Origin of the sequence: Hydrogenophaga sp., from assembly GCF_035481345.1 — a bacterium.
Classification (GTDB): Bacteria; Pseudomonadota; Gammaproteobacteria; order Burkholderiales; family Burkholderiaceae_C; genus Hydrogenophaga.
In genome coordinates this window covers 1-14,464 of sequence record NZ_DATIGV010000115.1, presented here as the reverse complement: position 1 = coordinate 14,464, position 14,464 = coordinate 1, and the positions used below count along the sequence as shown (strand labels likewise).

Below are 14,464 nucleotides of genomic sequence, written 5' to 3'. Positions count from 1 at the left end.
ACCCTGGTCAAGATGGAAAACGGGGACCCGACCGTCTCGCTGGGCGCGTACGCCCAGGCCCTGTGGCTGATCGGTCGCGACAGCGAACTGGCGCGCCTGGCGGCCCCCGAATTCGACCGCGAGGCCATGGAGCAAGACGTGGACGAAGCCATCCAACTGGGCCGCCAGCGCGCCCGCCGGGCCCGCAAGGCGGCCGACACGCGGACCACCAAGGGGCCGGGCCATGGCGGTTGAGACGCCCGAGCGGCTGTTCGCCTGGTACCTGGGCGACCCCGGTCAACCGCGCCTGATCGGCGAGATCGGCCGGCTGAGCAACGGCGATGCCAGCCTGAGGTATGCGCCGCCGTGGCTCGAGCACGGCTTCGCCCTCAGCGAAGACATGCCGCTGCGCGACATGAGCTACGCGCCTCGGCACCGCCGCGGGCGTGAGCCGGCCGCCGCCGGCGCCCTGGACGACGCGCGCCCGGACCGCTGGGGCGAAAAGGTGATCCGCACCCTGTACAAAAAGGGCGCCACGCTGCGCGATCACCTCTACCTCGCAGGGGACGAGCGGTTCGGCGCCATCGGCGTGTCCGGCTCATCCGAGGCGTACCAGCCTTTCAATCACCGGTCTCTGCCGCGCCTGAGTGATGTCCCCTCCCTGGCCGAGGCAGCGGCCATCATCCAGAGCGGCGAAGGCGAACTGGGCGAGCAACGGCGTGCGCTCATCGGTGCCGGCGGCAGCCTTGGCGGGGCCAAGCCCAAAGCGGTGATCGCCATCGACGGCCAGGAATGGGTGGTGAAGTTCTTTGACGGTGAAGCCTGGGACCAGCCGCTGGTGGAGCATGCGTGCATGCGCCTGGCCGCCCTGGCGGGCGTGCAGGTGGCGGATACGCGTGTGATCCATCTCCCCGATGAGAACGCCATTGCCGTGCGCCGCTTCGACCGCACGCCTGCGGGGCGGGTGCACAGCGTCTCGGCCTGCACCCTGCTGCGCGCCGCCACACCCGAAGGTGAAGCGCCCGCGTTCGGCTATCCGCACCTGGCCCGGCGCCTTCGCGCCATGGGGCAGGTCGATCGGCTGGATGCGCACCTGCAGGATCTGTTTCGGCGCATGGTCTTCAACATCCTCATCGCCAACACCGACGACCACGAGAAGAACCACGCGGTGACCCACGAACTGGCCAATGGCGTGCCGGTCATCAACCTGAGCCCGGCCTACGACATCGTGACCACGGGGTCCGGCGCGGTCGCGCACGAGTTCATGATCGCCGACGACGTGGTCGACCCGGATCTGGAGGCCGCCGTCTCCGTGCACAACGACTTCGGACTGCACGAGCAACAGGCTCGCGACGTGGTGAGCCAGGTCGTGCGTGCGGTGGATGGCTGGCGCGGGCACTTCTCCAGCCTGGGGGTCACGCCCGGCGACATCGAAACGCTGGCGGAATTCATCGAGGCGGAACACCTGATGGACCAACGCGAGCGGCATCGCACGCCACCGGCAGGCCGGGCGCGCAAGACCCCGGTGCGCAAACCCCGGACGGGCACGCCAAGGATCTTCCGTTGAATGCCCGGCCGGGCGACGGCTTCAGAGCCGCAGCTCGCGCATGTGATGGAACACGCGCGCCACCGGCAGGCCGTCGAAGGCGCGGCCGTGGCCTTGCGTGCAAAAGCCCCAGACCGTGGCACCGGCCGCCAGGCCGGCCTGGGCGCCGGGTGCCGTGTCCTCGATCACCAGGCAGCGCTTCGGGTCCACGCCCAGGTGCGCGGCGGCGGCCAGGTAGACGTCGGGCGCGGGCTTGGAGCGCGGCAGGTCGTGACCGCTGAAGATGGCGTCGCCAAAGAAGCGCGACAGGCCGACCTTGTCGAGCTGCATCACCACCTTGGGTCGGTCCGCACCGGAGGCGCAGGCGATGCGTCCGCCCGTGAAGGCGTGCAGGTGCGCCACCGCGTCGTGCACGCCCTCGATGGCCTGCAACTCGGCCATGAGGCGGGTGTTGCGGCGCGCGTAAAAGCCCTGCAGCCACTCCTCGGTCCAGGCCCGGCCGGTGTGCTGCTCGATGAGCGCGCGCTGATCCCGCACCGCGCGGCCAATGAACAGGCGCTCGCAGTCTTCGGCCGAGATCGCCCAGCCGGCCTCGATGAGCGCCTCGCGCAGCACGCCATTGGTGATGGGCTCGCTGTCGACCAGCACGCCATCGCAATCAAACAGAACGGCCTCGAAGCCCATCACTTGTCCTTGTCCGGAAAATCGCCATCCACGTAGAACCACTGCCCGCCCTCGCGCACGAATCGGCTGCGCTCGTGCAGGCGGGTGGCGCGCCCGGCGGCGCGCGAACGCGCGACAAACTCCACCTCGGCGTGGTCCGGGTCGATCTCGCGGTGCGCGCGCACCTCCAGACCGAGCCACTTCACGCCGGGTTCGAGATCGAGCGAGGTTGGCCGCGTGCTGGCGTGCCAGGTGGCCAGCAGGTGCGCCGCATCGCCGCGCACGAACGCGCTGTAGCGCGAGCGCATGAGGGATTCGGCGTCGGGGGCGGGGGTGGCCGTGCCGCTGTAGCGGCCGCAGCAGGCCGCGAAGGCCGGGCCGCGCCCGCAGGGGCAAGGCTCGCTGGTGGGAGTGGGCATCGGTGGTCGCAAGAGAGAACGGATTATCGATGTCCCTGCAAACCCTGGGGCCACGCGGGGCGTGGCCGCACAATGCGCGCCAACCAGAAGGAGAACCCATGAGCGCCCTCGACAGCTTCCCCATCACCAAGAAATGGCCCGCGCGTCACCCCGACCGGCTGCAGCTCTACTCGCTGCCCACGCCCAACGGCGTGAAGGTGTCCATCGCGCTGGAAGAAACCGGCCTGCCCTATGAGCCGCACCTGGTGCGCTTCGACACCAACGACCAGTTCTCGCCCGAGTTCCTGTCGCTCAACCCGAACAACAAGATCCCCGCGGTCATCGACCCGAACGGCCCCGATGGCAAACCCATCGCGCTGTGGGAATCGGGCGCCATCCTGGTCTACCTGGCCAGCAAGACGGGTCAGTTGCTGCCCACCGGCACCAGCGAGCGCTACGAGACCCTGCAGTGGCTGATGTTCCAGATGGGCGGGATCGGTCCCATGTTCGGCCAGCTCGGCTTCTTCCACAAGTTCGCCGGCAAGGACTTCGAGGACAAGCGCCCGCGCGACCGCTACGTGAACGAGAGCAAGCGCCTGCTGGCCGTGCTGAACCAGCACCTCAAGGGCCGGCGCTGGATCATGGGCAAGGAATACACCATCGCCGACATCGCGGTGTTCCCCTGGGTGCGCAACCTCGTGGGCTTCTACGGCGCCGGCGAGATCGTCGGCTTCAGCGACTTCCCCGAAGTCCAGCGCGTGCTCGACACCTTCGTCGCGCGCCCGGCCGTGCAGCGCGGCCTGACCATTCCCGCCCGCGATTGAAGTGACTTGATCCAGTGACACCAAGGAACCGGCTCCGCCGGGCCTTCGGTGTCGTCCCCCCTCCCAGGGGGGATGCCGCGCAGCGGCGCAGGGGGGTCTCCCTACTTCCTCCAGAAGTGCCCGGTGAAGAGCACGAAAACCGTCAACAGCTCCAGCCGGCCCAGCAGCATCGCAAAGCTCAACACCCAGATCTGGCCGTCGTTGAGCACGCTGTAGTTGCTGGACGGCCCCACCAGACCCAGGCCGGGGCCGATGTTGTTGACGGTGGCGATCACGGCCGAGAAAGCGGTGACGACGTCCAGGCCGCTCAGCAGCAGCAGCATGGTCAGGCCCACGGTGGCGGCGCCGTAGATGAGCATGAAGCCCAGCACCGCGTTCATCACCTGCGGCGGCACGACGCCGCCGGCCAGCGTGACCGGGTTGACCACGCGCGGGTGGATGATGCGCACCAGCTCGCGCCGCGCCTGCTTGATCAGCAGCACCATGCGGACCATCTTGATGCCGCCGCCCGTGGACCCCGCGCAGGAGGCGAAGCAGCCCAGGAAGATGAGCAGCACCGGCGCGAACACCGGCCACTGCGCGTAGTCGGCCGACGCATAGCCGGTGGTGGTGCCGACCGACACCACGTGGAAAGCCGCGCTGCGCAAGGCCGTGCCGACATCCGCGTACACGCCGTGAATCAGCAGCAGCAGCGTCACCACGGCAATGGCCGCGGCGAGCACCACCAGGTAGGTGCGGATCTCGCGGTCGCCAATGATGGGGCGCAGCGAGCGGCGCTTGATCATCACGAAGTAGCGCAGAAAGCTGATGCCGGCCATGGTCATGAAGGCCGTGGCCACCCACTCCACCCGCGCGGAATCGAAATGGCCGATGCTCGCGTCGTAGGGCGAGAGCCCGCCCAGGCCCATGGTGGTGCACATGTGCATGAAGGCGTCGGCCCAGCTCATGCCGGCCCAGCGGTACGCCAACATGCAGGCGACGGAGAACACCGCGTACACCCCCCACAGCCCGCGCGCGGTTTCGGCGATGCGCGGGGTGAACTTGGTGTCTTTCATCGGGCCCGGCGTTTCGGCCCGGTAGAGCTGCATGCCGCCCAGACCCAGCAAGGGCAGGATGGCCACCACCAGCAGCATGATGCCCAGGCCACCGATGAGCTGCAGGAAGCAGCGCCAGACGTTGATGGACACGGGCAACAGGTCCAGCCCCGAGATGGCGGTGGCGCCGGTGGCGGTGAGCGCGCTCATGGCCTCGAAGTAGGCCTTGCTCAGGCTCAGCTCGGGCACCGCGTAGTAGAGCGGCCCGGCCGCATAGACCGGCAGCACCAGCCAGACCAGGTTCACCAGCAGAAAGCCGTCGCGCGGCAGCAGTTCGCGGCGGTGGTGGCGGGTGGCCAGCGACAGCAGCCAGCCGCTGAGCACGGCCGCCGCGAAGCCGAAGGCCCAGATCAGTACGTGGTGCTCCTGGTCGAGGAACCAGGCCCAGGCCATGGGCACCAGAAAGGCCGGCGAGAAGGCCAGCAGCACGCGGGAGAAGACGGAGAGGACCGGCAGCCAGAGGGTTTGCATGGGGGCCCGGCGCTCAGCCGAAGAAGGTGGCGCTCACCTGGAACAGCTTTTCCACCTCGCGCACCAGGCGCTTGTGGGGAATGAAGAGGATGAGGTGGTCGCCGTCTTCGATCAGCAGGTCGTGGTGCGGCATCAACACCGCCGAGTTTCGACCCTCGCCACGCACCAGCGCCCCGATGCGCGCGCCCTTGGGCAGCTTCAACTCCTCGATGCGGCGGCCCACGAGCTTGCTCGTCTTCACGTCGCCCCGCGCGATGCCCTCGAAGGCCTCGGCCGCACCGCGGCGCAGGCTGTGCACGGCCGCCACGTCGCCTCGGCGGATGTGCGTGAGCAGTTCGCCGATGACCGCCTGCGCGGGCGAGATGGCGATGTCGATGGTGCTGCCTTGCATCATGTCGGCGTAGGCGCGGCGGTTGATGAGCGCCATGACGCGGCGCGCGCCCAGGCGCTTGGCCAGCATGGCGGACATGATGTTGTCCTCGTCGTCGCTGGTGAGCGCGAGGAACATGTCCATCTGCCCGACGTTCTCCTCGTCCAGCAAGTCCTCGTCGGCGCCGTCGCCCTGCAGGATCAGCGTGCTGGAGGGCAACTGGCTCGCCAGGTACTCGCAGCGCTTCTTGTCGCGTTCGAGCAGCTTCACCTCGCACTGGCCGGCCAGGCTGCGCGCCAGGCGCAGGCCCACCTTGCCCCCGCCGGCGATCATCACGCGCTGCACGGGTTTGTCGATGTTGTGGATGGCCGAGAGCACCTCGCGGATCTTGTCGGTGTCGGCGAGCACGAAGATCTCGTCGCCCGCAAGGATGCGCGTGGAGGGCGTGGCCTCCATTTCGGTGTCGAGCCGGTAGAGCGCGACCACGCGCATCTCGCAGCGCGTATAGCGCTCGCGGAACTCGCCGATGGTGTGCCCCACGAGTGCGCCGCCGTGGTTGGCGCGCACCGCGATCAGGCTGGCGCGGCCATCGGCGAACTCCAGCACCTGCAGGGCCTCGGGGTAGCTGATGAGCTGGCGGATGTAGCGCGTGACCGATTCTTCGGGGCACAGCACATGGTTGACGGAAAAGCCGGTCTGCGAGAGCAGTTCGTCGCCTTCGGAGAACTCGGGGGAGCGAAGGCGGGCGATGGTCGTGGGGACGTTGAAGACGTCGTGCGCCACCTTGCAGGTCACCAGGTTGGTCTCGTCCATCGCGGCGCAGGCGATGACCATGTCCGCGTCCTTGGCGCCGGCGTCGCGCAGCACCGAGGGCTGGATGCCATTGCCGACCACGCCGCGCAGGTCGAGCTTGTCCTCCAGCGCGCGCAGGCGCGTCGGGTCGAGGTCGATGACGGTGATGTCGTTCTGCTCGGAGACCAGGCTCTCGGCGACGCTCTCACCCACACGGCCGGCCCCGAGGATGATGATGTTCATGTGGCAAATGGTACCCGCCGCGCCGCCTGCGGCGTCACCCCCAGGGGGCGATGCCTGCGGACCGGCGAAGCCGGATCCGCGGCATCCTCGATCAGACACGCCCGCGAGGCGTGTCTTTCGTTCAGGCCAGCGCGCGCTGGATCAGGATCTTCTGCACGTCGGAGGTGCCTTCGTAGATCTGGCACACGCGCACGTCGCGCCAGATGCGCTCGACGGGGAAGTCGTTCACGTAGCCGTAGCCGCCGTGGACCTGGATGGCGTCGCTGCAGACCTTCTCCGCCATTTCGCTGGCGAAGAGCTTGGCCATGGCGGCTTCCTTCAGGCAGGCCCGCCCCGCGTCGCGCAGCGCCGCCGCGCGGTGGGTGAGCGAGCGCGCCGCTTCGATCTGCGTGGCCATCTCGGCCAGGCGAAAGCCCACCGCCTGGTGGTTGAAGATGGGCTGGCCGAAGCTCTCGCGCTGCCTGGCGTAAGCGAGCGCGCACTCGAAGGCGCTGCGTGCCATGCCGATGCTTTGCGCGGCGATGCCGATGCGCCCGCCTTCCAGGGCCGACAAGGCGATCTTGTAGCCCTCGCCCTCCTCGCCAATGAGGTTCTCGGCCGGGATGCGGCAGTTCTCGAAGTTGATCTGCGCAGTGTCGCTGCTGTGCTGGCCCACCTTGTCTTCCAGCCGCGCGACCACGTAGCCCGGCGTGTCGGTGGGCACCACGAAGGCACTCATGCCGCGCTTGCCCGCGGCCTTGTCGGTCACCGCGATCACGATCGCGAGCTGGCCGTTCTGGCCGCTGGTGATGAATTGCTTGACGCCGTTGAGCACGTAGTCGCCGCCCTGCTTCACCGCGGTGGTTCGCAAGGCGGAGGCGTCGGAGCCCACGTGCGGCTCGGTAAGGCAGAAGACGCCCAGCATCTGCCCCGCCGCGAGCGGACGCAGCCAGCGCTCCTGCTGCTGCGAATTGCCATAGCGCATGAGGATGGCGTTGACGGGGCAGTTGGTGACGCTGATGGCGGTGCTCGTGCCGCCGTCGCCCGCGGCGATCTCTTCCAGCACCACGGCCAGGGTCACGTAGTCCAGGCCGGCGCCGCCCAGCGACTCGGGCACGCAGATGCCATAGGCGCCGAGCTCGGCGAGGCCGCGGTGCGCGTCTTTCGGGAAGTGGTGTTCCTTGTCCCACTTCGCCGCGTGGGGCCAGAGCTCGGCCTGGGCGAAGGCGCGCACGGCCTCGCGAATGGCTTCCTGGTCGGCGGTCAGCAGCATGTCAGTCCTTCTGCGGAATTCGTTCCTGGGCACGTTGCGCGAGGCAGCCCTCACGCGTCGCCTCGGCCAGCTGCTTGCGCTGCGCGCGCTCGCCCGGTGCGGCGTAGAGGCTGCGCAACTGCTCGAGGGTCTGGATCATGTCGCGCCCCGGTTCACCAGCCCTCGAAGGGCCGGCCGTCGTGGTCGATGAAGGCACCGCCGTCGCGGGGTGTCAGGCGCGCGATCGTGCGGCGCATGTCGGCCACGCTGCGCTCGGGCGTGAGCGGGGCCGAGGCGCCGCCCATGTCGGTCTGCACCCAGCCGGGCGAGATGGCGACGAGGATGGCCTCGGGGTAGTCGTGCTGGGCCGCGGCCACCGCCATGTTCAGCGCGGCCTTGCTGGCGCGGTACACCCAGCCTCGGCTGTCGGACACGCCGGCGATCTGCGCCATGGCACTGGAGAGAAAGGCGAAGCGGCCGCGCGCGGCCTCCACCAGCGGCGCCACCTGCGGGATCACCTGCATGGCGCCCAGCAGGTTGGCGTGCATGGCGTGGTCGAAGGCCTCGCGCGTGGGCGGCGACGCGGCGCTGCCCTGCGGGAACACGCCGGCCACGTACAGAGCCACGTCGAGCTTCTCGCCATCGAGCTGCCAGGCCAGGCCACTCACGCTGGCGGGGTCGGCCACGTCGACGCGCAAGGCCTCGGCGCCGAGGTCGCGCAGGCGCGCAAGGCCCGCGTCGTCGCGCGCGGTGGCGATCACCCGATCACCGGCCTCCCGGTACTGGCCCACGAATTCGAGGCCGATGCCGCGCGAGGCGCCGATGACGAGGACCGTGGCCACGGTGCGCCGATCAGACCAGTTCTATCGCCATGGCGGTGGCTTCGCCGCCGCCGATGCACAGCGTGGCGATGCCCTTCTTGCCACCGCGCGCCTGCAGCGCGTGGATCAGCGTGACCAGGATGCGCGCGCCGCTGGCGCCGATGGGGTGGCCCAGGGCGCAGGCGCCGCCGTTGACGTTGAGCCTGTCGTGCGACACCTTGAGTTCGGCCATCAGCGCCATGGGCACCACGGCGAAGGCCTCGTTCACCTCCCACAGGTCGACGTCTTCCACCTTCCAGCCGGTGGCGGCCAGCAGCTTCTGCGTGGCGTACACGGGGGCGGTGGTGAACCAGTTGGGTTCCTGCGCGTGCGTGGTGTGGCCCACGATGCGAGCGATCGGTTTGGCGCCCAGTTTTTTCGCGGTGGAGTCCTTGGCCAGCACCAGCGCGGCCGCGCCGTCGTTGATGGAGGAGCTGGAGGCGGCGGTGATGGTGCCGTCCTTCTTGAAGGCGGGCTTGAGCGCGGGGATCTTGTCGAGCTTGATCTTGCCCGGGCCTTCGTCGATGGAGACCACGCGCTCGCCGCTGCGGTCCTTCACGGTGACGGGGGTGATCTCTTTGGCGAAGGCGCCACTGTCGGTGGCGGCCTTGGCGCGCGACACCGAGGCGGTGGCAAAGGCGTCCTGCTGCTCGCGCGTGAACTGGTACTTGGCGGCGCAGTCTTCGCCGAAGGTGCCCATGCTGCGGCCGGGCTCGTAGGCGTCTTCCAGGCCGTCGAGCATCATGTGGTCGAAGATCTTGTCGTGGCCCATGCGGTAGCCGCCGCGGCCCTTCTGCAGCAGGTACGGCGCGTTGGTCATGCTCTCCATGCCGCCAGAGACCATGACCTGCGCACTGCCCGCCATGAGCATGTCGTGCGCGAGCATGGTGGCCTTCATGCCCGAGCCGCACATCTTGGACAGCGTGACGGCGCCGGTGGACAGCGGCAGCCCGCCCTTGAGCGCGGCTTGCCGCGCGGGCGCCTGGCCCTGGCCGGCCATCAGGCAGTTGCCGAACAGCACCTCGTCGACGCTTTTCGGATCGACGCCACTGCGTTCAAGGGCGGCCTTGATGGCGGCGCCGCCGAGGTCGTGCGCGGCCAGCGCAGAGAAGTCGCCCTGAAAGGCGCCCATGGGCGTGCGCGCGGCGCCGAGGATGACGATGGAATCGGACATGGGTGTGCTCCTGGTTCGAGGGGTTCGGGTTCAGCGCTGGCGCATGCCGACTTCGGCCACGGCCTTGCGGTAGGCCTTGTCGACGTCGGCGTTGCCGCGCACGGTCATGAAGAGGTCCTGCAGCAAGCCGTCCTTGAGGCCATAGACCCAGCCGTGCAGGGTGACCGCCTGACCGCGGTCCCAGGCGTCCTGCACCACCGTGGTCTGCACGGTGTTCATCACCTGTTCGATGACGTTGAGTTCGCACAGCGCGTCATGGCGCTGCGCCTCGGGCAAGGCGCCCAACAGGCCGATGTGCTTGTCGCGCACGTCCTTGATGTGGCGCAGCCAGTTGTCCGCCAGGCCCACGCGGGTGTCGCGCAGAGCGGCGAGCACGCCACCGCAGCCGTAGTGGCCGACCACCATCAGGTGCTCCACCTTGAGCACGTCGACCGCGAACTGCACGGTAGACAGGCAGTTGAGGTCGGTGGGCACGACCACGTTGGCCACGTTGCGGTGCACGAACACCTCGCCCGGGTCCAGGCCGGTGATCTGGTTCGCGGGCACGCGGCTGTCGGAGCAGCCGATCCACATGTAGCGCGGGCTCTGCTGCTGCGAGAGCTTGGTGAAGAAGCCGGGGCGTTCCGCCTCGATCTGGGCTGCCCAGCGCCGGTTGTGGTCCAGGAGGTGTTGAAGGTTGTCGCTCATGGGAGCCATTGTCGTGGGGTCGGCGAGCCGGGGCTATTCACATGGTTTCCGCGAACAGCTCGCGGCCGATCAACATGCGGCGGATCTCGCTGGTGCCGGCACCGATCTCGTAGAGCTTGGCGTCGCGCCAGAGGCGGCCCAGCGGGTAGTCGTTGATGTAGCCGTTGCCGCCGAAGATCTGCACGCCCTCGCCGGCCATCCAGGTGGCCTTCTCGGCGGTCCACAGGATCACCGAGGCGCAGTCCTTGCGTACCTGGCGCACGTGCTCGCTGCCCAGCATGTCCAGGTTCTTGGCCACGGTGTAGGCAAAGCTGCGCGCGGCCTGCAGCACGGTGTACATGTCGGCCACCTTGCCCTGGATGAGCTGGAACTCGCCGATGCTCTGGCCGAATTGCTTGCGGTCGTGGATGTAGGGCACCACGTTGTCCATCACCGCCTGCATGATGCCCAGCGGCCCGCCGGTGAGCACGGCGCGCTCGTAGTCGAGCCCGCTCATCAGCACCTTGGCGCCGTTGTTGAGGCCGCCCAGGATGTTCTCGGCCGGCACCTCGACGTTCTGGAAGACCAGCTCGCCGGTGTGGCTGCCGCGCATGCCCAGCTTGTCGAGCTTTTGCGCGATGGAAAAACCCTTCATGCCCTTCTCGATGAGGAAGGCGGTGACGCCGCGCGCGCCGAGCTCGGGCTCGCTCTTGGCGTAGACCACGAGCGTGTCGGCGTCGGGGCCGTTGGTGATCCACATCTTGCTGCCGTTGAGCAGGTAGTAGCCACCCTTGTCCTCGGCCTTGAGCTTCATGCTGATCACGTCGGAGCCGGCGCCGGGCTCGCTCATGGCGAGCGCGCCCACGTGTTCGCCGCTGATGAGCTTGGGCAGGTACTTCTGGCGCTGCGCGTCGTTGCCGTTGCGCTTGATCTGGTTGACGCAGAGGTTGGAGTGCGCGCCGTAGGAGAGACCCACCGAGGCGCTGGCGCGGCTGATCTCTTCCATGGCCACCATGTGCGCGAGGTAGCCCATGTTGGCGCCGCCATAGGCCTCGGGCACGGTGATGCCGAGCACGCCGAGCTCGCCCATTTTGCGCCACAGGTCCATGGGGAACTGGTCGCTGCGGTCGATCTCGGCCGCGCGTGGCGCGATCTCGGCCTGCGCGAAGTCGCGCACGGCGTCGCGCAGGGCGTCGATGTCGTCACCGAGCTGGAAGTTCAGGCCGGGCAATGAGGTCATGGGGTGTCTCCTGGGTCGATGGTGTGGGGCTCAGCCGCGCACGTTCTCGCGGCCGAGCACGGTCATGAGGGTGCAGCCCATGGTGGCCACGAGTTTTTCCTTGCCACCGTGCAGCGCGAAGGCCTGGCCTTCGGCCACGGTGACGGTGCGCCCGGGCTTGATGACCGTGCCGACCATGCGGAAGGACTCGCCCTGCGCCGGGGCCAGCAGGTTGATCTTGAATTCGATGGTCAGCACGGCCGCGTCGGCCGGCATGAGCGAGAAGCCCGCATAGCCGCAGGCCGAGTCGAGCGCGGTGGACACCATGCCGGCGTGCAGGAAGCCATGCTGCTGCGTGAGGTGCGCGGCCCAGGGCAGTGTGATGACCACCCGGCCCGGCGCCACCTCGGCCAGCGCGGCACCCAGCGTGCCCATGGCCGCCTGGCGCGCAAAGCTGTCGCGCACGCGAGCCTCGAAGTTCGGGTCCTGGGCCTGGAAGGGGGTGCTCATCGGTGTGGGCCGGAAGATGGAAAAGCCAGCGATTCTAGGTTGACGTTTACGTAAACGTCAAACCGATGGTCGGGCAGGCCGTGGCCGGTTCAAGCGCCCTTGCGCTCGATCTTGTTGAGCAGCGCGCGCGCTTCCTTCTCGTGCGTCTTGACCTCGTCGAGGTTGGCCACCAGGTCGGCCATCTGTTCCTCGAGCTGGCGGCGGTGCTCGGCCAGCACGGCGAGGAATTTGCGCAGCTGCGGCCCAGTGTCGCGCGGGCTGTCGTACATGTCGATGATGTCGCGCGCCTCGGTGAGCGAGAGGCCCAGGCGCTTGGCGCGCAGCGTGAGCTTGAGCCGCGTGCGGTCGCGCGCGCTGTAGACGCGGTTGCGCCCACCCGGCCCCTCGCGCAGCGGCTGCAACAGGCCCACGTCTTCGTAGAAGCGGATGGCGCGCGTGGTCAGGTCGAACTCGCGCGCCAGGTCGCTGATGGTGTAGGTGGGATTGGTGGCCATGAACCGGTGTCGGGTGACGGACAGTGAATGAGGCAGCGGCTCCGTAGAATGCCCTTTTCTTGACGTTTACGTCAACGTCAAAGCGCGCGCATCTTACTGAAAACATCCCCCCACGCCATGAGCCCCACCCGCGACCAGCTCGAAGCCCGCCTGCACTACCCGCTGGGGACCGCCATGCCCGAGCCCGGCCGCGCCCTGGAAGTGGCGCCCGGCGTGAAGTGGATCCGCATGACCCTGCCCTTCGCCCTGGACCACATCAACCTTTGGCTGCTGCGCGACACGCTGGACGGCCGCGAGGGCTGGACGGTGGTCGATTGCTGCATCGCGCGCGACGAAGCCAAGGCGCAGTGGGAGCAGGTGTTCGCGAACGAACTGGACGGCCTTCCCGTGCTGCGTGTGATCGTCACGCACATGCACCCGGACCACATCGGCCTGGCGCACTGGTTGTGCGAAAAGTGGAACTGCCGTATGTGGATCAGCGCCACCGACTACGTGATGGCCCGCCTGGGCACACAGACCACCACCGGCTTTGGCGGCGACGCGGCCGCCGCCTATTTCGCGAGCCACGGCCTGACGGATCCCGAGGCCGTGGCCAAGGTGCGGGCGCGCGCCGGCTACTACCCCAGCCTGGTGCCGGCCGTGCCGGCGCAGTCGCGCCGCCTGCTCGACGGGATGGTGGTGCCCATCGGCGGGCACGACTGGCGCTGCATCAGCGGCTACGGCCACGCACCCGAGCACATCGCCCTGTGGTGCGAGACCCTGGGCGTGCTCATCAGCGGCGACATGGTGCTGCCGCGCATCTCCACCAACGTGAGCGTGTACGAGCAGGAGCCCGAGGCCGACTCGCTCAAGCTCTTTCTCGATTCGATCGACAAGTTCCTGCCGCTGCCCGAGTCGACCCTGGTGCTGCCTTCGCACGGGCGACCCTTCACCGGGCTGCACGAGCGCATCGCCCAACTGCACGCGCACCATGAAGAGCGCCTGGCCGAGGTGGTGACCGCTTGCCGCGACAAGCCCTTGAGCGCCTACGAGGCCCTGCCGGTGCTGTTCCAGCGCCAGCTGGATCTGCACCAGACCACCTTCGCCATGGGCGAGGCGGTGGCCCACCTGAACCGGCTGTGGCACGCGGGCACGCTGGCCCGCGTGCGCGGCGAGGACGGGGTCTGGCGCTTCAGCCTTCGCTGAGGGGCAGCGCCGCGTCCTTGAGCGCGCGGCGGCGCGCGGCGTGGTCGGGCATCACGCTGGCGACCACGTCCCAGAAGCGCGGGCTGTGGTCCATGTGGTGCAGGTGGCTCAGTTCGTGCACCACCACGTAGTCGATCATGTCCATCGACAGGTGGATGAGCCGCCAGTTGAGGCGGATGCGGCCGTCGGCGCTGGCGCTGCCCCAGCGCGTGTCGGCGTTGGACAGGCTCAGCTTCGTCCACTGCACGCCCAGGCGCGGCGCGAAGAGGTCGAGCCGCTGCGTGAACACCGCGCGGGCGTGGCGCATGAGCCAGGCCTGCGCGGCGTCGCGGATCTGCGCCTCGTTGGCGTGGTGCGGCAAGCCGATGCGCAGCGTGCGCGTGGCGGCATCGAAGGCGCCACCGCGCCCAGAGAAGCCGTGCGCCGGGTCCAGCAGCAGGCGCGCGGGCTCGCCGAGCAGCGGCAGTTGAACGCCGTCGGCCCAGCGGATGCGCGAACTGGCCTGGCGCTCGGCGCGCTCGCGCGCCTCGGCCAGCTTGTCGAGCACCCAGCCGGCTTTTTCCTGCAGCACGGCCTCGACGTCGCCCAGCGTGCTCCAGCGCGGCGCGCGCACGCTCAGGCCTTCGGTGCCCACGCTCAGGCCGATGGTGCGGCGCTTGCCGCGCAGGAATTCGTAGCCGACCTCGCAGCCGCGCAGGCGCACCAGGCGGTTGGTGCGCGGGTGGTGCCAGGTGCCGGGCTGGAA

Annotated in this window: 16 protein-coding genes and 1 pseudogene; 4 read left to right on the top strand and 13 right to left on the bottom strand. The window is 68.8% G+C overall.

Annotated elements, in window-relative coordinates:
• Nucleotides 1-234 (top strand): annotated as a pseudogene (locus VLG41_RS12740) (XRE family transcriptional regulator); the annotation flags it as partial.
• Nucleotides 224-1,546 (top strand): type II toxin-antitoxin system HipA family toxin, encoded by a 1,323-nt coding sequence (locus VLG41_RS12735; RefSeq protein ID WP_325349777.1) that lies wholly within the window; start codon nucleotides 224-226, stop codon nucleotides 1,544-1,546. The pseudogene VLG41_RS12740 and the gene VLG41_RS12735, both read left to right, overlap by 11 nt.
• A 21-nt stretch (nucleotides 1,547-1,567) precedes the next feature.
• Here the strand turns inward: VLG41_RS12735 and VLG41_RS12730 are convergent, their stop codons facing one another.
• Together VLG41_RS12730 and VLG41_RS12725 are read right to left on the bottom strand one after the other, a co-directional pair.
• Nucleotides 1,568-2,209, bottom strand: a complete 642-nt coding sequence (locus VLG41_RS12730; protein WP_325349776.1) for an HAD family phosphatase — start codon at nucleotides 2,207-2,209, stop codon at nucleotides 1,568-1,570.
• Complete coding sequence (locus VLG41_RS12725; protein ID WP_325349775.1) at nucleotides 2,209-2,607, bottom strand: YchJ family protein; 399 nt, start codon at nucleotides 2,605-2,607, stop codon at nucleotides 2,209-2,211. Before VLG41_RS12725 ends, VLG41_RS12730 begins: the two co-directional genes overlap by 1 nt.
• Before the next feature lie 98 nt (nucleotides 2,608-2,705).
• Here VLG41_RS12725 and VLG41_RS12720 point away from each other — a divergent pair, with 98 nt between their 5' ends.
• The gene (locus VLG41_RS12720) at nucleotides 2,706-3,410 is read left to right on the top strand and encodes a glutathione binding-like protein (protein WP_325349774.1); all 705 of its coding nucleotides are present in this window, start codon (nucleotides 2,706-2,708) and stop codon (nucleotides 3,408-3,410) included.
• A 101-nt stretch (nucleotides 3,411-3,511) separates the two neighbouring features.
• Here the strand turns inward: VLG41_RS12720 and VLG41_RS12715 are convergent, their stop codons facing one another.
• The 10 genes from VLG41_RS12715 to VLG41_RS12670 all read right to left on the bottom strand — a co-directional run bounded on the left by VLG41_RS12715 (nucleotide 3,512) and on the right by VLG41_RS12670 (nucleotide 12,534).
• On the bottom strand, nucleotides 3,512-4,975 hold the full coding sequence (locus tag VLG41_RS12715) for a TrkH family potassium uptake protein (protein WP_325349773.1): 1,464 nt from the start codon (nucleotides 4,973-4,975) through the stop codon (nucleotides 3,512-3,514).
• A 13-nt stretch (nucleotides 4,976-4,988) separates the two neighbouring features.
• Complete coding sequence (gene trkA, locus VLG41_RS12710) at nucleotides 4,989-6,479, bottom strand: Trk system potassium transporter TrkA (protein WP_414652492.1); 1,491 nt, start codon at nucleotides 6,477-6,479, stop codon at nucleotides 4,989-4,991.
• 22 nt (nucleotides 6,480-6,501) lie between these two features.
• Nucleotides 6,502-7,632 (bottom strand): acyl-CoA dehydrogenase family protein, encoded by a 1,131-nt coding sequence (locus VLG41_RS12705; protein ID WP_325349771.1) that lies wholly within the window; start codon nucleotides 7,630-7,632, stop codon nucleotides 6,502-6,504.
• Nucleotide 7,633: 1 nt separating this feature from the next.
• Nucleotides 7,634-7,771 (bottom strand): hypothetical protein, encoded by a 138-nt coding sequence (locus VLG41_RS12700; protein WP_325349770.1) that lies wholly within the window; start codon nucleotides 7,769-7,771, stop codon nucleotides 7,634-7,636.
• Nucleotides 7,772-7,784: 13 nt separating this feature from the next.
• Entirely contained in the window at nucleotides 7,785-8,453 is a 669-nt protein-coding gene (locus VLG41_RS12695) for an SDR family oxidoreductase (RefSeq protein ID WP_325349769.1), read from the bottom strand.
• A gap of 10 nt (nucleotides 8,454-8,463) precedes the next feature.
• Entirely contained in the window at nucleotides 8,464-9,645 is a 1,182-nt protein-coding gene (locus VLG41_RS12690) for an acetyl-CoA C-acyltransferase (RefSeq protein ID WP_325349768.1), read from the bottom strand.
• 30 nt (nucleotides 9,646-9,675) lie between these two features.
• Nucleotides 9,676-10,332 (bottom strand): carbonate dehydratase, encoded by a 657-nt coding sequence (can, locus tag VLG41_RS12685; RefSeq protein ID WP_325349767.1) that lies wholly within the window; start codon nucleotides 10,330-10,332, stop codon nucleotides 9,676-9,678.
• A 37-nt stretch (nucleotides 10,333-10,369) separates the two neighbouring features.
• A complete protein-coding gene (locus VLG41_RS12680) occupies nucleotides 10,370-11,551 on the bottom strand; it encodes an isovaleryl-CoA dehydrogenase (RefSeq protein WP_325349766.1) in 1,182 nt (393 codons plus the stop codon).
• 30 nt (nucleotides 11,552-11,581) lie between these two features.
• On the bottom strand, nucleotides 11,582-12,040 hold the full coding sequence (locus VLG41_RS12675) for a PaaI family thioesterase (protein WP_325349765.1): 459 nt from the start codon (nucleotides 12,038-12,040) through the stop codon (nucleotides 11,582-11,584).
• An 89-nt stretch (nucleotides 12,041-12,129) separates the two neighbouring features.
• On the bottom strand, nucleotides 12,130-12,534 hold the full coding sequence (locus tag VLG41_RS12670) for a MerR family transcriptional regulator (RefSeq protein WP_291020909.1): 405 nt from the start codon (nucleotides 12,532-12,534) through the stop codon (nucleotides 12,130-12,132).
• 117 nt (nucleotides 12,535-12,651) lie between these two features.
• Here VLG41_RS12670 and VLG41_RS12665 point away from each other — a divergent pair, with 117 nt between their 5' ends.
• Nucleotides 12,652-13,719, top strand: a complete 1,068-nt coding sequence (locus VLG41_RS12665) for an MBL fold metallo-hydrolase (RefSeq protein ID WP_325349764.1) — start codon at nucleotides 12,652-12,654, stop codon at nucleotides 13,717-13,719.
• On the opposite strand, the gene VLG41_RS12660 is transcribed toward VLG41_RS12665, so the two are convergent.
• Nucleotides 13,706-14,464, bottom strand: a 759-nt coding sequence (locus VLG41_RS12660; protein ID WP_325349763.1) for a SprT family zinc-dependent metalloprotease, incomplete at its 5' end; no start/stop codon positions are given. The genes VLG41_RS12665 and VLG41_RS12660 overlap by 14 nt on opposite strands.